The sequence below is a fragment of the Pectobacterium atrosepticum genome, from assembly GCA_019056595.1.
In the GTDB taxonomy this organism is placed as follows: Bacteria; Pseudomonadota; Gammaproteobacteria; order Enterobacterales; family Enterobacteriaceae; genus Pectobacterium; species Pectobacterium atrosepticum.
In genome coordinates this window covers 3,547,120-3,570,126 of sequence record CP036163.1, presented here as the reverse complement: position 1 = coordinate 3,570,126, position 23,007 = coordinate 3,547,120, and the positions used below count along the sequence as shown (strand labels likewise).

General features: G+C 47.1%; 19 protein-coding genes, 1 tRNA gene and 1 pseudogene. 9 read left to right on the top strand and 12 right to left on the bottom strand.

Features of this window, described 5'->3' with window-relative positions; translation table 11 throughout:
* Window positions 1-154: 154 nt before the first annotated feature.
* The 8 genes from DCX48_16945 to xerD all read right to left on the bottom strand — a co-directional run bounded on the left by DCX48_16945 (window position 155) and on the right by xerD (window position 8,300).
* Window positions 155-228, bottom strand: a tRNA-Gly gene (locus tag DCX48_16945).
* 81 nt (window positions 229-309) lie between these two features.
* Window positions 310-993 (bottom strand): LysE family translocator, encoded by a 684-nt coding sequence (locus DCX48_16940; protein ID QXE16054.1) that lies wholly within the window; start codon window positions 991-993, stop codon window positions 310-312.
* Window positions 994-1,055: 62 nt separating this feature from the next.
* Window positions 1,056-1,811, bottom strand: a complete 756-nt coding sequence (locus DCX48_16935; protein QXE16053.1) for an AraC family transcriptional regulator — start codon at window positions 1,809-1,811, stop codon at window positions 1,056-1,058.
* 256 nt (window positions 1,812-2,067) lie between these two features.
* The gene (lysS, locus tag DCX48_16930; protein QXE16052.1) at window positions 2,068-3,585 is read right to left on the bottom strand and encodes a lysine--tRNA ligase; all 1,518 of its coding nucleotides are present in this window, start codon (window positions 3,583-3,585) and stop codon (window positions 2,068-2,070) included.
* An 8-nt stretch (window positions 3,586-3,593) separates the two neighbouring features.
* Window positions 3,594-4,692, bottom strand: a protein-coding gene (gene prfB, locus DCX48_16925; GenBank protein QXE16051.1) for a peptide chain release factor 2 whose coding sequence is annotated in 2 segments (ribosomal slippage) — window positions 3,594-4,616 and window positions 4,618-4,692 — 1,098 coding nt in all. Because the reading frame shifts where the segments join, the coding sequence is not laid out codon by codon here.
* Between the two features lie 114 nt (window positions 4,693-4,806).
* A complete protein-coding gene (recJ, locus tag DCX48_16920) occupies window positions 4,807-6,546 on the bottom strand; it encodes a single-stranded-DNA-specific exonuclease RecJ (protein ID QXE17282.1) in 1,740 nt (579 codons plus the stop codon).
* A gap of 12 nt (window positions 6,547-6,558) precedes the next feature.
* Complete coding sequence (dsbC, locus tag DCX48_16915) at window positions 6,559-7,275, bottom strand: bifunctional protein-disulfide isomerase/oxidoreductase DsbC (protein QXE16050.1); 717 nt, start codon at window positions 7,273-7,275, stop codon at window positions 6,559-6,561.
* 125 nt (window positions 7,276-7,400) lie between these two features.
* Entirely contained in the window at window positions 7,401-8,300 is a 900-nt protein-coding gene (gene xerD / locus DCX48_16910) for a site-specific tyrosine recombinase XerD (GenBank protein ID QXE16049.1), read from the bottom strand.
* 311 nt (window positions 8,301-8,611) lie between these two features.
* Between xerD and DCX48_16905 the strand changes: the two genes are divergently transcribed.
* The 7 genes and pseudogenes from DCX48_16905 to DCX48_16875 all read left to right on the top strand — a co-directional run bounded on the left by DCX48_16905 (window position 8,612) and on the right by DCX48_16875 (window position 13,809).
* On the top strand, window positions 8,612-9,937 hold the full coding sequence (locus DCX48_16905; GenBank protein QXE16048.1) for an MFS transporter: 1,326 nt from the start codon (window positions 8,612-8,614) through the stop codon (window positions 9,935-9,937).
* Window positions 9,938-10,225: 288 nt separating this feature from the next.
* A pseudogene (locus tag DCX48_16900) lies at window positions 10,226-10,342 on the top strand (IS3 family transposase).
* Window positions 10,343-10,497: 155 nt separating this feature from the next.
* A complete protein-coding gene (locus tag DCX48_16895; protein ID QXE16047.1) occupies window positions 10,498-10,998 on the top strand; it encodes a DUF4189 domain-containing protein in 501 nt (166 codons plus the stop codon).
* Window positions 10,999-11,264: 266 nt separating this feature from the next.
* A complete protein-coding gene (locus DCX48_16890; protein QXE16046.1) occupies window positions 11,265-11,873 on the top strand; it encodes a hypothetical protein in 609 nt (202 codons plus the stop codon).
* A gap of 200 nt (window positions 11,874-12,073) precedes the next feature.
* Entirely contained in the window at window positions 12,074-12,520 is a 447-nt protein-coding gene (locus DCX48_16885) for a DUF1311 domain-containing protein (protein ID QXE16045.1), read from the top strand.
* A 418-nt stretch (window positions 12,521-12,938) separates the two neighbouring features.
* On the top strand, window positions 12,939-13,457 hold the full coding sequence (gene fldB / locus DCX48_16880; GenBank protein ID QXE16044.1) for a flavodoxin FldB: 519 nt from the start codon (window positions 12,939-12,941) through the stop codon (window positions 13,455-13,457).
* Between the two features lie 28 nt (window positions 13,458-13,485).
* Window positions 13,486-13,809 carry a hypothetical protein gene (locus DCX48_16875; protein QXE16043.1) on the top strand — a complete coding sequence of 108 codons (324 nt, stop codon included), beginning with the start codon at window positions 13,486-13,488 and terminating at the stop codon, window positions 13,807-13,809.
* A 117-nt stretch (window positions 13,810-13,926) separates the two neighbouring features.
* Here the strand turns inward: DCX48_16875 and rlmF are convergent, their stop codons facing one another.
* Window positions 13,927-14,862, bottom strand: coding sequence for a 23S rRNA (adenine(1618)-N(6))-methyltransferase RlmF (rlmF, locus tag DCX48_16870; protein ID QXE16042.1), 936 nt, complete (start codon window positions 14,860-14,862; stop codon window positions 13,927-13,929).
* 322 nt (window positions 14,863-15,184) lie between these two features.
* Here rlmF and DCX48_16865 point away from each other — a divergent pair, with 322 nt between their 5' ends.
* Window positions 15,185-16,687 (top strand): recombinase family protein, encoded by a 1,503-nt coding sequence (locus DCX48_16865; protein ID QXE16041.1) that lies wholly within the window; start codon window positions 15,185-15,187, stop codon window positions 16,685-16,687.
* A 478-nt stretch (window positions 16,688-17,165) separates the two neighbouring features.
* Here DCX48_16865 and DCX48_16860 read toward each other — a convergent pair whose 3' ends face one another.
* Both DCX48_16860 and DCX48_16855 read right to left on the bottom strand, forming a co-directional pair.
* Window positions 17,166-17,357, bottom strand: coding sequence for a hypothetical protein (locus DCX48_16860; protein ID QXE17281.1), 192 nt, complete (start codon window positions 17,355-17,357; stop codon window positions 17,166-17,168).
* A gap of 1,869 nt (window positions 17,358-19,226) precedes the next feature.
* Window positions 19,227-19,841, bottom strand: a complete 615-nt coding sequence (locus DCX48_16855) for a resolvase (protein QXE16040.1) — start codon at window positions 19,839-19,841, stop codon at window positions 19,227-19,229.
* 519 nt (window positions 19,842-20,360) lie between these two features.
* Between DCX48_16855 and DCX48_16850 the strand changes: the two genes are divergently transcribed.
* Entirely contained in the window at window positions 20,361-21,479 is a 1,119-nt protein-coding gene (locus DCX48_16850; GenBank protein ID QXE16039.1) for a hypothetical protein, read from the top strand.
* Between the two features lie 516 nt (window positions 21,480-21,995).
* Here the strand turns inward: DCX48_16850 and DCX48_16845 are convergent.
* Window positions 21,996-22,712: a DUF1311 domain-containing protein gene (locus DCX48_16845; GenBank protein ID QXE16038.1), complete on the bottom strand. Its 717-nt coding sequence runs from the start codon at window positions 22,710-22,712 to the stop codon at window positions 21,996-21,998.
* Window positions 22,713-23,007 lie beyond the last annotated feature (295 nt).

Below are 23,007 nucleotides of genomic sequence, written 5' to 3'. Positions count from 1 at the left end.
GGATTTAGAGTGTCACCATGCCCTATACATAACTATATACATTGAGATACTGATTTAGATAGACGAGTGCTTTCCCTGAACGACTGAAAAGTAGTGCTAAGTCTTGTGGTTACTGGATTTAATAAACATGGATGGACGTTGTAGGAAGAGAGCCTGGAGCGAGTGAAGGGAATCGAACCCTCGTATGCAGCTTGGGAAGCTGCCGTTCTACCATTGAACTACACTCGCACGGAGAGGCGAGTGGCATTATAGCGCTATGCCGTTGCCGAGCAAGTAAAAAACCCGACAAAGTGCTGTTGTTTTGACCGGTCATGCAGCAGTTGATAGCGGTAGGAACAACGTCTCATAGCCATTGGAAATGACGTGCCAGGCAAAGTAGGCAAATAACAGCGCAGAGATCAGGCTGCAGTAAAATGAAATGCGTTCTTTCAGCAACCGCTGACCATACTTCACCAGCGCCGCGAGTAAGAACGTCCACAGTACACCGCCGAAGAAAAAGCCCAGCAGAAACAGGCTGATCATGAAAGCAGAGCCATCCGTAGACTGCGCAATAATGGTGCCGCCAATCGCCGCAAACCACAGTAGCGCAGTCGGCGAAGCCAGTGCCATGCCGACGCCACTGAAAAACTCGGTGTACCGAGCAGGTGGCGTGGTGGAATCCACCGCATTCGCTGTCGTAGACAGATCGGCAAAGCGTTTAACCTGATAGTCACGCCATGCCGCACGCGCCATGCTGATCGTCATCCAGATCAGAATCAGTCCGCCGCCAATCCATAGCACCCAGCGCACCGGTGTCAGGTTAAACACCACTGCCAACCCCAGTACCGACAACGTCGCATAAAACAGATCGCCGAAACAGGAGCCCAGCCCGATATAAAAGGCAGAACGCGCGCCGTGCCGTAGCCCACGGTTAATAATCGCGGTATTGACCATCCCCAGATCGAGACACAACGACAAGGATAGCAGCATCCCCGTGAAGGCAACTAACAGCATGATATTCCCTTAGAGCGTTAAGCAATAAGGCGAGTGTAGAACCCAAGGGGAACGCTGTATTGTCAAAAATTGATACGGCGGAACTGTCCCGGTGTCATCGCGTTATAGCGATTGAAGGCTTTCGTGAAATGCGCCTGATCGGCAAACCCAACATCGCCTGCGACCTGACTGATCGCTGTGCCCTGCCGCAACAGCTCTCGTGCTTTACACATACGCCGCTGCATCAGCCACGCCAGCGGTGGCAGACCAACCGCCTGATTAAACGAACGTACCAGATGCGCAACCGACAGATTTTCCTGCTGCGCTAGCTGGTCAAGCGTGGGGATATCGCTGAGATCGTTCAGCAACCCGTTTTTGATCCGCGTGATCCGCTCAGCCTCTTTGACTTGGCTTTGGGACGGCATTTTATGCTGGCCTTCCATCAATCCTGCCAGTAGCAGGATAATGCGCTCCTGACGGGCGCTGTCGTCCAAATCAGAGGTGACGAGCTGTTTTAGCTCAGACGCCAGTTGCGCCGACGGATTCCAGCCCTGTGAGAATAGAAACGTTTGATGGAAATAATGCTCGAATGCCCGCGGGTGAACGTACAGCGATGCGCACTGCCAGCGGTCAAATGCATTGTCGCTGCCCTGTAGCTGATTGGGATTGTAGGTCGTCACCATATCGTTGGTGGCAACAAAGGTCTCTCCATCCAACCAGACCGTTTCCAATCCGCTGAGATTGGCACTGATGACGAACTCGTCGTGCGTATGCCGTGGAAAACTGCGGCCGTTAGTTAACAGCGCAAGCTCAAACCAGGCATCGCGGTAAGTCATCATGAGGGCGTTCCGGCAGTGAATGAATGCTTGAAAATAGCATCTTCCCCCGTCGGGCAACAATCACAGAATGACGACAAGAGTGCAGAGATAAAACGAGAGGTAGTACTATCGAGGTGAGTGCGAGATACACGGGGCTACCACGGTGCGAGGTATCCCTACGGGAACCTCATCCCCGTGTTTCCCCTAAAATTTGACGTAGCCGATAACGTCAAACCGGTGCAATTGCACCGGTTTGGAAGGCTCAGCTAAAACGAGCTTACTTCTGCGGACGCATCGCCGGGAACAGGATTACGTCGCGGATGGTGTGGCTGTTAGTGAACAACATCACCATACGGTCGATACCAATACCCAGGCCCGCTGTCGGCGGCAGACCGTGCTCCAACGCCGTCACGTAGTCTTCGTCGTAGAACATCGCTTCGTCATCGCCCGCATCTTTAGCATTGACCTGCTGAGCAAAACGCTCTGCTTGATCTTCGGCATCATTCAGCTCGGAGAAACCGTTGCCAATTTCACGACCGCCGATGAAGAACTCAAAGCGATCGGTGATTTCCGAGTTCTGATCGTTACGACGCGCCAGCGGCGACACTTCAGCCGGATATTCGGTGATGAAGGTTGGTTGGATCAGGCTGCTTTCTGCTGTCTCTTCGAAGATCTCGGTAACGATGCGTCCCAAGCCCCAGCTTTTCTCGATCTTGATGCCCAGAGACAGTGCGATCGCGGTCGCTTTCTCCAGATCGTCCAGATCGGCAACGTTGGTTTCAGGACGGTATTTACAGATCGCTTCGCGCATCGTCAGCTTATCAAACGGCTTACCGAAGTCGAATGTCTGATCGCCGTACACCACCGTCGTCGAGCCCAGCACGTCCTGCGTCAGCGTACGGAACAGGTTTTCCGTCAACACAATCAGGTCTTTATAATCGGCATACGCCATATAAAGTTCCATCATGGTGAATTCAGGGTTGTGACGTGGGGAAACACCTTCGTTACGGAAGTTACGGTTAATCTCGAACACACGCTCAAAACCACCTACAACCAGACGCTTCAGATACAGTTCCGGTGCAATACGCAGGTACATGTCAATGTCCAGCGCGTTATGGTGCGTGATAAACGGACGAGCAGACGCGCCGCCGGGGATCACCTGCATCATCGGCGTTTCCACTTCCATAAAGCCGTTATCCACCATGAAGCGGCGAATGGCCGCCATCACGTTAGAACGGATGCGGAAGGTATTACGAGAGTCGTCGTTAGCGATCAGATCCAGATAGCGCTGACGATAGCGGGTTTCCTGATCGGCCAGACCGTGGAATTTATCCGGCAGCGGGCGCAGCGCTTTGGTCAGCAGACGCAGCTCGGTACAGTGAATGGACAGCTCGCCCGTTTTGGTTTTGAACAGCTTGCCGCGCGCACCCAGGATATCGCCCAGATCCCATTTCTTGAACTGCTCGTTATAGATGCCTTCCGCCAGATCGTCGCGGGAAACATACAGCTGAATGCGGCCACCGACGTCCTGCAAGGTTACGAAAGAGGCTTTACCCATGATGCGACGGGTCATCATACGGCCCGCAACGGTCACTTCGATACCCAGTTCTTCCAGCTCTTCGTTCTCTTTGGCATCGAACTCAGCGTGCAAGTGATCGGAGATGCTGTCACGGCGGAAATCATTCGGGAATGCGATCCCGTTTTCACGCAGCGTCACCAGCTTTTCACGACGCGCTTTTAATTCATTATTCAGATCTTGCGCCTGATCGGCACCCTGTGATTGTGATTCAGCCATGCGAATTCTTATAACCCCGCTTTTAAACTTGCTTCAATAAATTTGTCCAGATCGCCATCAAGTACGGCCTGAGTGTTACGTGTTTCCACTCCGGTACGTAAGTCTTTGATGCGCGAATCATCCAGAACATAGGAACGAATCTGACTGCCCCAGCCGATATCAGACTTGTTGTCTTCCATCACCTGTTTCTCAGCATTTTTCTTTTGCATCTCAAACTCGTACAGCTTGGCTTTCAGCTGTTTCATCGCCTGATCTTTGTTTTTATGCTGGGAACGGTCATTCTGACACTGCGTGACAATGTTGGTCGGAAGGTGGGTAATACGCACCGCGGATTCTGTCCGGTTAACGTGCTGACCACCCGCACCGGATGCGCGGTAAACGTCAATACGCAGATCGGCCGGATTGATTTCGATATCGATATCGTCATCCACTTCCGGGTAGACAAACGCGGAGCTGAATGAGGTGTGGCGGCGACCGCCGGAATCGAACGGGCTCTTACGAACTAGACGGTGTACACCGGTTTCCGTACGCAGCCAGCCAAACGCATAGTCACCGATGATCTTGATGGTGGCAGATTTCGTACCCGCCACGTCACCGTCTGACTCTTCAATAATTTCGGTTTTAAATCCTTTGGCTTCCGCCCAACGCAGGTACATACGTACCAGCATGCTGGCCCAGTCCTGCGCTTCCGTACCGCCAGATCCCGCCTGAATATCCAGATAGCAATCCGCGCTGTCGTACTCACCAGAGAACATGCGACGGAATTCGAGCTGGCCTAATTTATTCTCCAGCACGTCCAGTTCTGCCGAGGTTTCATTAAAAGTGTCTTCGTCATCTTCTTCCACCGCGAGCTCAAGCAAACCGGTCACATCTTCCAGACCCTGAGCCAGTTGATCGATGGTGTCTACGATAGCTTCCAGCGAGGAGCGTTCTTTTCCTAATGCCTGAGCACGTTCAGGCTCATTCCAGACATCAGGCTGCTCCAGTTCGGCGTTTACTTCTTCGAGGCGCTCTTTCTTGGCATCATAGTCAAAGATACCCCCGAAGAACGGCGCTACGTTCAGCCAGATCCTGAATGCGGTTTTTTACCGGATTAATTTCAAACATGATTTTTTATATTCTTACGTTAAGTCGTTGACAACGGAATGATGTAACCCGCCATTCTAGCGGATAAAAGGCGCATTTTATAGACTTTCCGCCCACCCTATTCGGTTCGCAAAGTTAACGCGGCCACAGATGTTGAATCAACAACTGCACCGAGCGTTTACCACGAAACTCGTTAATATCCAGCCGGTACACCATTTCCACTTCTTTAATGCTCGGATCCGGCCAAACGGTCGTATCGACATTAAATGCGATGCCATCTAACAGCGGCACTGGTCCTGTTGCACCGATCGGCTCAAACATTGCTTTCAAATGGCGCTCTTTGAGTAGACGAGGCTTGATAATACGGAAGCACCCATCGAACGTCGGTTCCGGGAATTCCTGCCCCCACGGACCAGCGTACCGCAGCATTTCTGCCGTTGAGAGCAAATTCAGTTCTGGCAAAGCCAGTTCGCCATCAGACCAAACGACGCCTTCAAGCTGAGACGGATCGATCCACTCACCAACCAGTTCGCCGAAGCGCTGGCGGAAATCCTCAAACCGATCTTCATGCAGCGATAACCCTGCTGCCATCGCATGTCCGCCAAACTTGTCCATCATGCCGGGATACAGCGTATCCAGCCGCTCCAACGCATCACGTAGGTGCAGACCAGAAATAGAACGTCCCGATCCTTTCAGCATGCCGTCACCGGCAGGCGCAAAGGCAATCACCGGACGATGAAAGCGTTCTTTGATGCGCGAAGCCAGAATACCGACGACGCCCTGATGCCACTCAGGATGATACATCGCCAGACCGTAAGGCAACTCGGTGCGGGTACGTTCCAGTGATTCGCACAGGCGCAAGGCTTCTACCTGCATTCCTTGTTCGATCTCTCGCCGATCCTGATTTAACGCATCTAAATCGTTAGCCAACATGCGCGCCTGAGTAATGTCGTTACTCAATAACAGTTCGACCCCGACCGTCATATCATCCAGCCGTCCGGCTGCATTGAGCCGTGGCCCGATGGCAAAACCTAAATCGCTGGCGACCAGTTGGCTGGCATCGCGGTTAGCCACCTCAAGCAGTGCTCGAATGCCCGGCCGACACTCTCCGGCACGAATGCGATTCAGCCCTTGCGCCACCAGAATCCGGTTGTTGGCATCCAGCGGTACGACATCCGCCACCGTGCCCAGCGCCACCAGATCCAGTAATTCGGTGAGATTCGGTTTCGCCAGCCCTTGTTGCGTAAACCAGTCGCTATCGCGCAGGCGCACAAAAAGCGCCATCATCAGGTAAAACGCGACGCCCACGCCAGCCAGCGCTTTGGAAGGAAACTGACAGTCAGGCAGATTGGGGTTAATCATGGCATCGGCGTCAGGCAAGATTTCGCCCGGCAGGTGGTGATCGGTCACTAGCACCGCGATACCACGCCGATGCGCATCCTCGACGCCCGCATGAGAAGATATCCCGTTATCAACGGTAACAATCACCTCAGCCCCCAGCGTGGCAGCCTGCGCCACCACTGCTGGGCTTAGCCCGTAGCCATCTTCAAAACGATTCGGTACCAGATATTTTACGTTCTCGCCACCCATGCTGCGCAGCGCCAGTACGGCAAGCGTGGTGCTGGTGGCACCATCGGCATCAAAGTCGCCCACAATCACGATGCAACGCTTCTCGGCTAGCGCCAGTTGCAACAGGTCGATCGCTTTATCAATGCCGCTTAACAAACGGTAATTGAGTAAACCATTCAGGCCACGTTCTAGCTCCTGAGCCCCTTTAACGCCACGCTGCGCATAAAGGCGACGCAGTAAGGGTGGAACGGTGTCAGGTAAATCAATATCCTCCGCCAGCGGACGCCGGCGGAGTTGGGTAATCATATTCACGTAGCATCAACCGCCAGTTTTCTTCGAGGCTTTGTGTGCTTCCAACATCGCCAGCATCTCTTTCGGCCCTTGATATCCCGGCACAACCATGCCGTCTTGCAGCACGATAGCAGGGGTCCCCTGCACACCAAACTGGATGCCCAGTTGGTAATGCGCGGCGATATCGGTTTTGCACGTTGCCGGCGAGATAGCTTCGCTCTTCATCGCGTTATCAAACGCTTTATTGCGATCGGCCACGCACCAGATGGACTGCATATCTTTCGCTGCCGGGGATTTCATTCCCTGACGCGGGAAAGCCAGATAGCGCACAGTGATACCCAGCGCGTTGTAGTCCTTCATCTGTTCATGCAGTTTGTGGCAATAGCCGCAGGTGATGTCGGTGAAAACGGTAATCACATGTTTTTCCTGCGCGGCTTTATAAACAATCATCTGTTCCTGTAGCGCATTCAGCTTGCCGATCAGGATTTGATTGGTGATATTGACCGGCATCGTGCCGCTCACATCATAAAGCGGGCCTTGCAGCAAATGCTTGCCGTCTTCACTGATGTACAGCACGCCACTCTCGGTAATGACAGTTTTCATGCCAGCCATCGGCGAAGGCAGTATTTCCGCACCTTGCATGTCCAGACGCGTCAACGTCTGCTTGATTGCGGCATCATCGGCGTGAGCAAAATTAGTCGCCGTCGCCACCAGCAAAGAAAGCAGTAATAACCCTTTTTTCATTTCATCAATCCTGTTTGTGTCGCAACGTCATGGTGAATACGTCGCTCGTAGCAATGCGCTAAGGTGGTTGGCGAGAGGCCCCGCCAGTCAGATAACATCCTGTTACTCTGTCTATTTACTCTATGCTATGCACGCGGATGGTGCTGCTGATGCAGTTGCTTCAGCCGCTCCGTCGCAACATGGGTATAAATCTGCGTCGTGGAAAGATCGCTATGCCCAAGGAGCATCTGTACGACCCGTAAATCCGCGCCGTGGTTCAATAAATGGGTAGCAAACGCGTGACGCAAAACGTGCGGCGAGAGCTTGGCGCTGTCGATGGACGCCAGCGCCGCATAATGCTTGATCCGATGCCAGAACGTCTGGCGCGTCATTTGCCGTGCGCGATTGCTGGGAAACAGGACATCCAACGTCTGCCCGTTTAACAACCACGGGCGGCCATGTTCCAGATAATACTCGATCCAATACACCGCTTCTTCACCCAGCGGCACCAGCCGTTCTTTATTACCTTTCCCCAGCACGCGAACCACGCCTTGCCGCAGGCTGACATCACTCATCGTCAAACCAACCAGTTCGGAAACGCGTAGCCCCGTCGCATACAATACCTCAAGCATGGCCTTATCGCGTAATTCCAGCGGTTGTTCAATGCTCGGGGCATCAAGTAACGCACTAACCTGCGCTTCGCTCAAATCTTTGGGTAGACGCTGCGGCAGTTTCGGAGACGACAGCACGGCACTCGGATCGTCGCTACGCTGCTTTTCTCGATAAAGGTACTGAAAGAAGCGACGCATCGCACTCAGCAAACGGGCAGAACTCGTCGCTTTATAGCCTCCATCGATCCTATCGGCGAGGAACGCCTGAAGGTCGAGCGCCTGCGCATGAAGCAAATCATTGTCATGGTGTGCAAGCCACTCAGCCAACGAACGCAGATCCAAGCGATAAGACGCCAGCGTATTCTCGGCCAGATTTCTTTCCAGCCACAGCGCATCGAGAAACTGTTCGATAAGCGTCTGATCGTGTTCTTGCATCGCCGTGTCCTTCTTCACTTATTGGCAATATTATGCCGATGAAGCGACTACTTTACACCTTCATCAAGGCTGTATTCTCTCACAAACAGAATTGTGTGCGATCTCACATATTCCGTGAACATCAACATCGCCATAACATTCTCCGGCAAAAATAAGGCCGTGGCACATTATATTTCATGTATCGTCAATATATCGGAACAGGCATCTTGATGCCGCATGTCTACTGGTATTGACCTTACTTAATCAACGTTGAAAAGCCGATTTTTCTATGCGTAGAATGGCTGTTCGTGTTGTTAAAATAAAGAAACATTATGCAAGCCACCATCACCCCCACTCTTGATGCCGAAACGGAAGCACCACCCGTAAATTCACGCAATAAAGTGATTGTTGCGTCACTCATTGGCACCGCGATCGAATTTTTCGATTTTTATATCTACGCTACCGCTGCAGTGCTGATTTTCCCGCACATTTTCTTCCCACAGGGCGATCCGACTGCCGCTACGCTACAGTCGTTGGCAACTTTTGCCATTGCCTTTGTGGCTCGCCCTATTGGTTCGGCGGTCTTCGGTCACTTTGGCGATCGCGTCGGACGTAAAGTCACGCTGGTCGCGTCTCTGTTGACCATGGGTGTTTCGACCGTTCTGATTGGACTGTTACCGACCTACGAAACCATCGGTATTCTTGCACCGATCCTGTTGGCCATCGCTCGTTTCGGTCAGGGATTGGGTCTTGGCGGGGAATGGGGTGGCGCGGCGCTGCTGGCGACCGAAAATGCCCCGTCCAATAAACGTGCGCTGTATGGGTCGTTCCCTCAGCTTGGCGCACCGATTGGCTTCTTCTTCGCTAACGGCACCTTCCTGCTGTTGTCCTGGCTGCTGACGGAAGAACAGTTCATGGCCTGGGGCTGGCGCGTACCGTTCGTCGCGTCTGCCGTGCTGGTGCTGGTTGGCCTGTATGTCCGCATATCTCTGCATGAAGCACCGGTCTTTACCAAAGCGGTCAAAGCCGGTAAGCAGGTGCGTATGCCGCTAGGAACGCTGCTCAGCAAACATATGAAAGTCACGATCCTCGGCACCTTCATTATGTTGGCGACTTACACGTTGTTCTACATCATGACCGTTTACTCCATGACGTACGGCACAACGCCAGCACCTAGGGGGCTGGGTTTCTCGCGTAATAGCTTCTTGCTGATGCTGATGGTCGCGGTAATCGGCTTTGGTCTGATGGTACCGGTCGCGGGCTATCTGGCAGATGCCTTTGGCCGCCGCAAGACCATGATTACCGTTACCTGTATCATGCTGGTCTTCTCCATGCTGTTCCCTTATATGCTCGGTTCAGGCAATCAGGCGCTGGTAATGGGCTTTCTGGTGCTGGGTCTGAGTATAATGGGGCTGACGTTCGGCCCGATGGGTGCTTTGCTGCCGGAGCTGTTCCCGACGGAAGTACGTTACACTGGCGCGTCATTCTCCTATAACGTCTCGTCGATTCTGGGCGCATCAGTTGCACCCTATATCGCCGCGTGGCTGACGGCTAACTATGGTCTGTTCTACGTCGGCGTTTATCTGGCGGCTATGGCGTCACTGACGCTGATTGCACTGCTGCTAACCAAAGAAACGCGTCACCAGTCTCTGGGATAATTTCCCTTCTGTGAGGGCTACGGCCCTCACAGCACCTTTCCTGTTTCACCCCGGCACCAACCTGTTACCACCTCAAATCATCACCTCTTGTTATTATCACTTTGATACATTTCGCATTTACCACGCTAATTAAGTGAGGTATACCAACAACCCTGTCGATGTAACAATCAAATTCGGTGGCGTATGTCTGTCGATACTGAATGTCAGTCGTTCCGGTTTCTACGAGGCCCAGAAGCGTGCCAAGGCGCCTGTTCAGCACAGTTGCCCTGTGGTTGTACAACTCAAGGCATCGTTGAACGTTTTTTCCTGAGTTTAAAAATGGAGCCTGTCTGGAGGCGCGATTACGCCAATCATGCCGAGGCTATAAGAGACATCACGGAATACATCGTTGGGTATTATAACAACGAACGGCTTCACTCAAAGCTGAGCTCTCTACCACCGACCATATACGAACGGACGATGGCATCAGAACCACCTATAGCAGTGTCCTGAATTAATTGACCAGCGCGCGCGCCTTCTGATAGCGTGAAGCCCTATCAAGGTGATCCGGGAGCACGGCAATGAAACACATACACTTGGCAGGTGCGTTGCTCGCTCTTTCTTGCTTCAGCATAGACGTCCATGCCGAAGGAAACTGCCCGCCAGGTTCCTACCCGATTGGTGGGGGCGCGACAGCAGGATGTGCTCCTATTCCCGGTAACGGCAGCGGACAACAGCAAGCGCCCAGTGCTCCCGAGCCTGTGTGGGAGGATCGATGGGGCGCAATTGCATTCGATGGACCCAAATTCATATTGGGTGCATCCGCTGAGTTCCCAAGTGAGCAAGCCGCAAAGTCGGCTGCGCTGAATCACTGCAAAGTCAAAGGTGGTGACAACTGCCAGATCGAGATTTCCTATGTAAACGGCTGCACCGCTTTTACGATCGGCGAACGGAACTATTACCGCGGGGCCATGGCCACACTTCACCAAGCGGTTGCCGATGGCTTGAAAAAGTGTAATGAAACAGACAAGAAATGCGAGACTTACTACAGCGCTTGCAGTCCTCCAGTCCGTATCCGTTAGCTTAAAACTCTCAATGAAGACCTATACCGCCTCCAATGCCGCCACGGCGTCGATGAAGATCGGGCTGGGCATGAAGATATTTCCAGTGCCAGACGCGCGTGTGCAGCATTTTTCTACTATCTATGTCAATGACTTCGGCTCAATCGCAGAATGGGTGAAGCGCCCCACTTACTTTCTTGGCACCATGAAGCTTCTCTATCAATTGCCACCAATTAACCCACCAGCGCAAACGCGCACCGCCCAAGCGTGTCACAGGAGAAATCGTCATGAAGCACCGTTATGCCATAGCCCTCTTCATTCTTTCAACCCTCACTCTCCCTGTGTTTGGGAAGTCCATGGAAAAGATCGACATCAAGCTCAACCCGCATCCCAAGATGCGCTACGAAATCACGCTGACCATTGAGGACGCCCCGGGGCCGTTCGATGCCGTGAAGGGATCTGCTGGCTATGAAGTAGCGAACGGCGATTGCGTGCCGCTCACGCCTTTCAGCGGGGCAACATTGACTCCCAGGAAGAATGTACCGATGGCATTGACCCGTGTGAGCGACAAGGTCTACAAGGGCGAGCTCTACGTCGATCTGTTGACGGATGAGGACTATTTCGGGCGGGGCCTCTGCCGCTGGTCCATGCCTTTCGCTAACTTCGCTCTGCAAATTGGAAACCTGACGTTCGCTCAGTCCATCTCCCTTGAAGACATTCTGGCAAGTAAGTCAGACACACGGTATTTCAACAAACTGTCTTACGTTAGCGAAGATGCCAGGTCGCCAAAAAGCGACCACCCGCGTGGCAGCAGTGGCAACGCAAGCCGGGCCGAATTCAAAGATCCGACGAACACCTTCTCGATATCGCTCTCTGCCAAGGAGAAATTCCAATGACGAGCAAGTCCATGGATTACCCGCTGCGGGCACAGGATTCGTGAGCTCAACAAGGAAGTTGTCCTGGGTGGTGTGACGTGTAAAACTGTCAACCATGCCGACAACCCCGGAACGGCGAATTCCAAGGTGATCCATGTGCACACCGTGCACCCGAGCAAACACTTTCTTTCAACACTTTCCTACATCGAGGTTGGAATCGCATGAAAACAGCAACCGGAATTTTTACCCTCAGCCTCGCACTCGTTATGTATGCGTCGGGCGCACAGGCGAATGAGAGCACCGCTCAGGTCATCAAACGTCAAGCGCCAGCAGGCATTACCGATGTGTTCTATAGCTGCGTTGAAAATGCGGGATCAGAAAACATCGCACTTGCTGCATGTCAATCTGCGGAGAAAAAACGACAAGACGCACGATTGAACGCTGCTTATAAAGCGCTGCTCAGCAAACAGAGTGGCACGGCCAAGGACAATCTGATCCGCGCCGAGCGCGCCTGGCTCGATTTCCACAGCGCCAGCAAGACCTTTGAGTCGTCACTCTATGGCAGCGAAACGGTGAGCAGCTTTGAAGTCATGCAGAGAGAAATTTTTCGTCTCTGCGAACGCACCAATGTTTTGGAGGAATATTTGTCGATCGCAAACGATCAGTAGCCGCAACTTGCTGTTCAATGGAGCAGACCATAGCCAATCAAAATGACAACGCCGCCAGCATCACCGACATTGATACTCACGATGTCGGTGATGCTGGCGACACATGTTTCGTTGTGGGTCGCGGCACCGAGGGAGGTTCCGCCTCTTTTCACTTGTCCATCGCAGAGAGGCGTTCCTCCCCCTGAAATCATCCCCTAAATACGCTTCTTCCCTCCACCATTGAAGCCAATCGCTCTGCACCGCGTGCTTCACCAGCGATTGTAAAAGACCTCAATATCATCGAATATGGCAGCCATTACCTGTTTTCTGCTGCACATGAGTTATGGACTTGTCGCCTTTAGGCAATCACGTTACAGCGCAGAGACTGAATCAACGCATTGATTGTAGAAAATAATTAAATCATGGACTTATAGATAGTATGAAAATCGGTCTGTTTTACGGCTCAAGCACCTGTTACACCGAGATGGCAGCGGAAAAAATTCGCGACATGTTGGGCGAAGAACTGGTGGATCTGCACAACGTTAAGGATGTCGAACCTCAACGTATGGAAGACTACAGTACGCTGATTCTCGGCATCCCGACCTGGGATTTCGGTGAGATTCAGGAAGACTGGGAGAACATCTGGGGCCAATTGGCGACGCTGAACCTCAAAGGAAAAGTGGTCGCGCTTTACGGTATGGGCGACCAACTTGGCTATAGCGAATGGTTCCTTGATGCGCTGGGCATGCTGCATGAACAACTGCTGCCGTTAGGTGTCACATTCATTGGGTATTGGCCAATCGATGGCTACGAGTTCACCAGTCCAAAACCGCTGACCACTGACGGAAAACATTTTGTCGGGCTGGCGCTGGACGAAGTGAATCAATACGATCTCAGCGATGAACGGCTGGAACAGTGGTGCGAACAGATTCTGCAAGAGATGGCGTCACTGCTGTAAACGGTACGCGTCAACAGGAGTAAACACGATGAAGATATTACTCATAACGGTCGCAGGATTATTGCTCGCTGGCTGTGCGCAAACAGGCACAGAGAAATACGCCAAAAATCTGGGCGGGAAATGCGATGTGCCGCAATATTACGATATCGATTTCTCAAGATTTGATGAGACAGCGCAGCAAATCGCGCATGCGACGGGCTGCGGCATCACCACCGACACCTCGCTGACTGGCGCGATTAAGCCACATCCCGTCAAAGGCTATCTGACAAGGCGGGAAGCGGTGTTTATGGCGATTCAAGGCACATCGTTGAAGGTGACCAAACAGGAAGCGGATACGGTTAGCGTGGAGTAAAGGACCACCTCCAGAGAGGTGGTTTGCTGACAACAAAACGTTCACGGATACCTTTGCGACAACTATCCGTGAAGGTTAATGTCCGCGAAGATTGGTATCCGTAAAGGTTGAAGTCGCTTAGCGCTTTTGTAACCAGCGGGCCCGTGCGGCGGTATCCAGAAAACTCCACGCGACAAAGCGGCTTTGCTTCTGGCCTTGCGCCATATCTATCGTTCTGACCTTTTCCGCATCAACCGCTTCCAGCGCACGGTAAATCTCCGGAAGGTGCTCTTTGCGCGACACGAGCGACGTAAACCACAGGCATTGACGGCCGAAGCTGACGCTATCTTTGATCATCTGACCGATGAAGGCTAACTCGCCGCCTTCACACCATAGCTCGTCCTGCTGGCCGCCAAAATTCAGCGGTGAGCGTTTATCCAGCCCCAAATTATGCAACTTGCGTTGCGATCCCTCACGGGCATCCTCAGCAGAGGCATGGAACGGTGGATTACACATGACGGCATCAAACGAGTCATTCTTGTGAATAATGCCTGCCAGTATCGCTTTGCTGTTTTTCTGACGGCGCAGACGAATCGAACGGTTCAAGCCGGAGTTCGCCTCAATCGTCTCATTGGCCGCTTTCATCGCCAGCGGATTAACCTCGCTGCCGGTAAAACGCCAACCGTACTCACGATGTCCAATCAGCGGGTAAACGCAGTTAGCACCGCAGCCGACATCCAGCACGGATGCATCACGCGGCACCACCGAGCGGTTATCTTCCGCCAGTAAATCGGCAAGGTGGTGGACATAGTCGGCGCGACCGGGGATCGGTGGGCACAGAAAGCCGTCTGGAATCGTCCAGTGCTCAATCTGATAAAAATGCTGCAACAACGCCTGATTCAGCGTTTTCACCGCCTCGGGATTGGCAAAGTCCACTGACTCATCACCGTAGGCATTCACCTTTACAAACGGGATCAGCGCAGGATAGCTCTGTTTGAGCGCGGGAAAATCATAACGGTCGCGATGGCGATTGCGAGGATGCAGACCACTTTTTTGCACTGCGGGCTTAGTCATCAATTATACCCAATAAATTTCAAGGCACGGCCAGACGGTGGCCGAATAAGAACATTTTCCCGTATATACCCGTCATACTTCAAGCTGCTTGTGCGTTGTTCAAAACGCCAACGTTTTGTCACGCCACTCGAATTATTTAGGGTATAGAACAGAGGAAAGAGAAAGGAAAGCCAACATTTCCCTGACGGGAACAGCCGATATCCTATCCTCACGAAGCGGCGTAAGATACCTGCTGCGATTATTTCCGTAAATCACCGTGATATTGTTACTTAATAGCAAAGGATTTACTCTTCTCTTATAGAAACGTGATTTTGGACACATTATGCCACAAGATAACAATGGGATCGCCTACAGTTATGTGCGTTTTTCGAGCAAGAAACAGGCATCGGGTGATAGTCTCCGCAGACAAACGGAAATGGCTGAGGAATACGCCAGCAGACATATGCTGAGACTTTCCAGCAAGAATTTTCAAGATCTGGGGATAAGTGCTTTCCGTGAAGGTAAACGCCCTTCGTTAGCTGATATGCTCACCGCAATAGATGAAGGGCAGATTACTGCTGGCTCAACGATTATTATTGAAGCACTGGATCGGCTTTCACGACGTGGTATTGATGCAACACAGGAAACGGTGAAAGAAATCCTCCGCAAGGATGTGCAAATCGTCAGCCTTTCAGATGGCTTGGTATTAACCAAAAATAGTCTAAATGATTTACAAAGTGTCATCCGTATAGCTGTAGCTGCTGACATTGCTCACAGTGAGTCGGAGCGTAAAGCACTACGCTTGCGACAAACTAAAGGGCAGCAGAGACAGAATGCACTTAAGGGCATTCCTATTAATAAAATCCTCCCTTTTTGGCTAAAGCGCACTGAAACGGGATACGCGTTCAGCGACAAAATGGAAACTGCTAGGCAGATAGTCACGCTCAAGCAAGAGGGTAAAGGTAGCAATATGATAGCTAAATTTCTCAATAAACAGTGCATAGCAGGGATTCGTACAGCACAATGGAATCATGCATCAATAACTAAAATGCTAAAGAACCCAGCGTTATATGGTGCCTATCAGACGGGTGAAACGAACAAAGAAAGAGAAATGATCCAACTAGAGATAGTAGAAGGATACTACCCTGCCCTGATCAGTAAAGATGAGTGGTTGTTACTTCAATCTGACCAAAGCAAATCTACGCGAGGACGCCGTAGCACTGATAATCCTTATAGTGGTCTATTACGCTGTGGATGCGGTGGTGCATTAATAAAAAGAAAGAGCACGGTAAGAGGGAAACTGTACGTTTATCATGGTTGCCTAAACGCCAAAGATGGTCGTTGTTCTCAAAATCTCTCGATCAAAGGATTAGATAACGCATTAGCAACTATGCTGGGTCGGCTAGAGTTCAAAAAGGCTGTTACGTCTGATAAATCAGCCTATCTTGAAAAAAAACAGCTTGAGAAGAGAATAGCTAATCTAAACATCACGTTACAGGAAGTTGATGAAGTTCCTTCGTCTGTCATTAAAACAATCAGTACAATGGAAGCACGCGTAAAAGAAATAACAGAGCAGCAAGCAAAAGTTGAGCGAGAACAGCGTGGCATTGACGCCGTCAATAACGCAAAGCTATCGAGTATCACTGATAGTTTAGAACTTAATCTTATGCTAAAACGGGTTTTAAAAAGCATCACGGTAACTCGCTCAGGATCTAGCTGGGCAGTGAGAATTTTTCATCTATCAGGCCATACACAGAGCTTCATGCTAGACAATGGAAAACTCAAATTTGTGAGCGATTCGATTGCTCTGAAAAATCTGTTAAATGAATATCTTAAAGATGATTAAAATCCATATTAGTTATATAGATACTTTACATTTCCCCTATTAGTAACGAGTGAGTAGCTAATAGGGGAATATAGGCTTTTCATTTTCTAAAATAAAAATCAACAACTCAAACAATAGATATGAATGTTTCTAAAACGCTCTGGGAGAGCCATATTAACGTTTAAAAAATTTAAATGGACAAATAGTCATCTAAAAGAAAAAACCAGATAGAGGGCTGCTGAGTAAGTAATAAAACCTTACACTCTGCATATGATTCATATTTTTAATACAATGCATAAAAATTTAAAATGTACCTTTAGAATTAATGCAACGATTAAAATCAGCACAATTAATTTCTATGTCTACCGGCAGAAATTCAGTATGAAAACTGTCCTAATACAAGTGAGTATTTAATCTTTTACAGTAAAGACTTACCATATATTCGATATTCTCCTCCATCACATGATGGGGGCTGGGAATGATTTATAGCTGATAGATATCATGCAGCGTACAGTTCGAATATTTCTTCATGGTTAACAGGTTCGAAAGTATCTTTATTATCATGGTTCAAATCGAGGACAAGTTTTTCCATATCGAACTTGACTTGGTACCCCGTTTTTTCAACTATATATTCACTAAGTGCCTCAGTATCAGCAGGCTCAAGACATGTTACCCCATCATGCTGAAGCAACACAATGTTATCCCCTAGAAAGCGAATCATATGCTGAAGAATAAATGACTCAGCACCATGCAGGATATGTGCTAATAGTTTAGATTTTTTTACACATGTTTCGTTTTCACATTTTGTTGCTTTCCACATCCCAGCATCATTTTTTATCTTGAAATGCCTAGGGGTTTTGTCTGTGTAGTCATCAACTACTCTCTTAGTGACCCTCGCTATTTCTTTAGCAAGCCCATCTATCCAACTTCCCTTAATATCTACTTCGGCACATTTCAGATTGAGTTTACTAAGAACTCCATAACTGGTCAGGTTTGAACCGTATATTAATGCTATCAGGATTTCCTTCGCCATGTCTTCGGAGCATTTAAAAAACGTTGCTATCTCTGTACGCACTGTTTTTTTGTTTCGGATGTAGTGATCAATATAAGGTGTGGGAACATTGATTCGACTGCACATTTGCGCCAATAAGGTATAATGGCAATTCTCTATATCAATATCATAATGATCAACTAGTGCGGCTATACGTATTTTACGGCTGCAATTTTGTAGATTTAATGCGCCGTCAGCATACAGTCGTCCCCCATTACTCTGGACATAGGTTGTCGGTAAGCAACCTGACTTACTGGCTTCTGTGATCGAGAGAAGTGCTCTAATTTGGTTCGTAAAGCATTCATTACCGTTCGTTTTACTCAGTTCGCCCATAAATCTTTTAAGAGAAAAAGTATTAAGAGCGATCTCATTTGGTATGATATCTTTAATCTTACATTTTCGACCATCTTTCATAATGGAACGGATACCATTTGCAGGTGGGTTGTAGGAATTATTGTTCTCGTCTACGAGGCCGCAACCTTTTATGACGGCGTTACAGCATTCTGAAAATATATTACGGTGAGTGTTGGTAACAGTATATCCCTTAGCCCACTTAGTTGCCAAGTAATTACAGGTTTGTTGTATTAATGGGATGTCCTGTATCATCTCTTCAAACCTTGGTGCTTTCAGAATATGTTTTCGCCTATCCTCAGCATATATAGAAAACGAGTGTTTATCATTAGGGTGTTTTCGTCTACCAACTGAGCCAATATAAAATAGGTTAAAGTAATACTTTTTCTCTTCTTTTGTATATTTATCTAAGATGGCTTGGGTACAAATGCCATTGCCGATAAGCTGTTGTTCTAAGTTTTTATCAAAATTTCTTGGTTTAATACTCATATTAGATTCCTGTTTGTCAAAACCTTGCATTGGGCTATAAGCCTTGCTACATAAGGGTTCAACGCGTTTTTTAGATGATTTTACTGCAACATATACTTGTTCCCTGTTTCTTCTCTCTCTCCTGCTTTTTTCAGAAAAAAATCCTCCAAGTATGTGAGAACACATTGGATTTTTTTAATCAAAATAGTAGATGGCTAGCTTAGCCAATTAGCAATAGAATTAGTCCCATTATGATGGAATAAAAATATTGAAATTGAAATAGAGAATAAATAACATTGAGGGTTATTATTACTACGATACACGCTAGAGAGGCAGCATCTTTAGCTAGGTAATCACTTCCTAGCATCACTGTTTAACATTAGAGGGTAAAATTATATGCAGTGAGAATTCAGTTTTTTCAACAACATTGTTGATAGCAAACACTCTATACAATTAGCAATGAAAAGTCAACGCCTTGGAAATCAGGTCATTTTCCATCCAAATTTGATAGTACCGATTCATGCATTAACTCAGTGCCGGATCTGACACTAGCACTATTGCTGATATGGGTGAAACCTAATTTAATCATCGATCTTATGTTGTGAGTTTCACTGGTCGGCGCAATACTATCCTTAAGCAAAGGAGGTTATTGCCATGAAAAAAATCACACACATTTAATCAGTTCCAAACTTAGTTCCGTAATTTTGTTACCCTACTGATCGTTGTCCGAGCAATACCTGTCATTTTGTGAATATCGCTGTAAGACATCCCTGCATCACGAAGTTTTCTGATCCGTTCATGCATTGCAGTATCAGCTTGACGACCACGGAATTTACCTTCAGCTTTTGCTTTGACTATTCCCTGTGCCTGTCTACGCCTTCTATCTGTATAATCCTTACGTGCAATTGCAGCCAACATATCTAACATCATCCCATTCAACGCATCCATCATACGAGTCGTGAACTCATCACCATTCTGAATCAACATATGAGAGGTAGGTAAATCTAACGCTACGACGCGAATCCCTTTTGATTTGATCAGGCATGATAGTTTTTCCCAATCCTGTCCATTCAGGCGACTCAGTCGATCAACTTGCTCCACCAGCAAAATGTCATTAGGTTGTGCAAGATCGATCAATCTGAACAGTTCAGGTCTGGTAAGGCAGGCTCCTGATTCATTTTCAATGAACCACCCTGCAATAGTTATCGCCTTATCAGCCGCAAAACTCACTAACTCATCTTTTGCTCTCTCTGCATCCTGTTCTTTCGTTGATGCTCTTAAGTATGCATAAACTCGATTTGTCATAGTAATCTCACGATCTAGTAGCTTTTATCTGGTAGTGATTATACAGGTAGCTTATATGTGGTAGCAATATAAATTTATCGCAATTGTTGGGAAGTTCAGAGTGGTAGCTATTGTGTATACATAAAAGCGACTAGCAAATATGAACGGCTGACCTACCCCAATTGATTAACATAATACCGATTCCCAATATTGCGCTTCCCTTCGGAATACCAATAAGAGATCATAAATGAGAAGCATGTCACATTAACCTGTTACCCAATGATTAACATATCGATAGATTAGCAATGTCAGTTTCTGGTACACAGCAGCCAGCTATGAAAAAAACTGGCACGAAGAAGTTAGTTAAAGGAAAGGCTACATGAGATCAGGGCGAGAATATGCAGAAAAAAACTGCTGTTTTCTCCACGCTCTGGCAGGTAATTTTAACTAAAACGGTTTTCATAGGACAGTCTAGCCTGCCTGTGGTCACCTACAACATTATGATGTTATATCATGAATCTCGGCTAACGGGGACTGTACATGGCAATTACGATATATTCTCGGACATTTAAAAAAGAGTTGGATATAGTTCAGTTAGAAAGCCAGTTTTTATCAAATTGCTTACTGGATTATAAGGACTTTCGGGATTTTGTTGCAGTTGATGCCGAATGCCCAATTTGTAATGTAAGTGGTGCTCATATCGTTTCAGACGGTTATTCAACGAAAACAAACAAAAAAGTGAGGCAGGCTCATTTTTCTTTCAGGAAGCCGGATGGTACAGATGCTCATAAAGTATTCTGTGACCATTATAAAGGTAACGATAAGAAAATAGATTCTTCAGGAGATGGGTTTATTAAATTAGGTGCGTCTGGCTCTGAAGTTACGAAAGTTATTCGAGAGCTTGTATGCAGAGGAATTGAACATCATACTTTCAATCAGGAAGATATACGGAATATGCGTCAGTGGTTTACTGAATTACGTCAATCAGGGACATTTACCGTTGACTACAGCCCCCACTTAATAAATTTAGTTAGAGCCAGCTTTTATTCTGTTAAGGGCGAAAAGGTGTATACACTCGATGAGGAAAGAAAATCAAAGCCATGGTTTAATATAAATGATGAGGTTTATAACTCTCTAAGATACAAATACCCGTCACTTATTATCGATGTAGAAGATATAAATAACAATATTTTTCTAAAACTACGCAGCAACACATTTACAAAAAAGGTACACCGACTAGTTCAAAGGGATCGCGGATACAATGTTTACGATAGGCGATTACTGCATGATAAATATCAATCTACCATTAGTTTAGCCATATCTATTACTAGTCATCATAAACTTCTTCTTAGAAAATTTGGTAGTGCGACATCTGTAATGTTGAACAATCCTCTACTAGCTGTATCTGCCTTGCTTCTTTTTGTCTCAGATTGGGATAACAATATAGCCTATGAGAAATTCTTAATGTTGTGTAAAGCAGGGAAGTCAACAATACCTGATGCAGGAAATGTTATAGGAATGAACCCTTTTATTCATTATGATGCTTGGAGACTAATTCACAGACTGAAAGACTTGATGGAATCAATGCCAGACTTCTCAGATCTTGATGAATACTTTGATAAAGAGAAAGAAAGATTAACTGCCCTTTACAAAATTTAAAAAATAGATATCTGTTATTCAATAACATTAGTCAGATTTTAATATAAACATAGAGCAAGCTTATATTTTATTCGAAAGAAAATCATCGGAAATATTGAATAAAATTCACTGCACTACAAATATTACTGAATGCAGCGATCTGACCTGCTCACTCTTAATAATCATACAGTGATGTTAAGCCAATACCTCTTTGCTTATTGAGTTAAATTTTCTAGATAAATCATGGCTTGGGCCTGATATTTATGAGAGTTTGCTTAACTAATTGGTTGGTAACTATTTACGCGAGAATGATGCAGACTTTGGTATTTTCCTATTAGTTTGGCAGGGTAAAGAATCTATCCTCATGAACTAATATACCAATGATGTCAGTAAGATCCACTTTGGTACAAAGAATTTTTTCAGATTAAGTATAGCATTAGACCTAATACAACGATGAATATATTTGTAGAATATTTTCAATTCATAAAAAATTAAGTATTCCAGTCTAAAACCAGCCTTCAAAAAAACATGTTATTTTTAAATAAGATGCTTTTCAATAATAGCTATACGATTAATTGTCATTTCGACTTTGCATTCAGTTGTAGCACATCTTTCTTTCTCTTTAATCCAATTTCGTTGTTCTTTTAATAGTTCATCTTTCTGTGTTTTGGTTAAAGACTTCCATACTTCATTCAACCTTTCATCTGCGATAGCATATGAATTTACTATTGCCTCTTCTTTCTCTAATTGGCTCAACGAATCACCGTTACTACTTGATAAGTTTTTATTTTTACTGAGTTTTTCTACAGGTTTCATTTCTTTTAAACATAACCCATCAACCTTCTTCAAAGAGGCATTTTCATCCAGATTTTTAGATACTGAAAAACCTTTTCTTCCATATACCCCCCCCCAAGATAAATATGTTGAAGATGTATAAACATAGACCAAGTCGCCAATATTTAAATTTGCTATATCCTTTCCTGTATTCGATCCCCTATCTAAATTATCAAAGTTAATATTAACATTACCTTGCAACCTAATTTGGTAATCATTATCACTCAAAGAGCTGCGATAAATCTCTTTGACTCTTCCTTTAATAAAAAAATCACAGTTAAATTTATTATCAGCTCTTAACTCATTCTTTTTATATTCAGAGTGTAGTTGCTCTGGCGTATAGGTAATATCAGAAATTGTTGCTGCTTGAGCATAAGAACTCATAGCAGCCATGATAAAAGCAGTACATATTAATTTCATTTTTTAACCTTAAATTAACAACAACCTATAAAGTAACACGAGCTATTATTTATATATAAAAAATAAAATAAAATCAATAATATTTTTCCATTAACATCGGGTACGTCACTGATAAATTTCCATATACACACTTCACACCAAAACTATAAGAAATGCATATATAATTTAATGTAAAACACTTGCCAATTACTAATCGAAAAAATAACTCCCTCTGTATAAATTCTCGCTTTCATTAAGCATAAAGTTATTTATGCTAACCTGATTTAGAACAAACACTCACATCACCTAAAATACT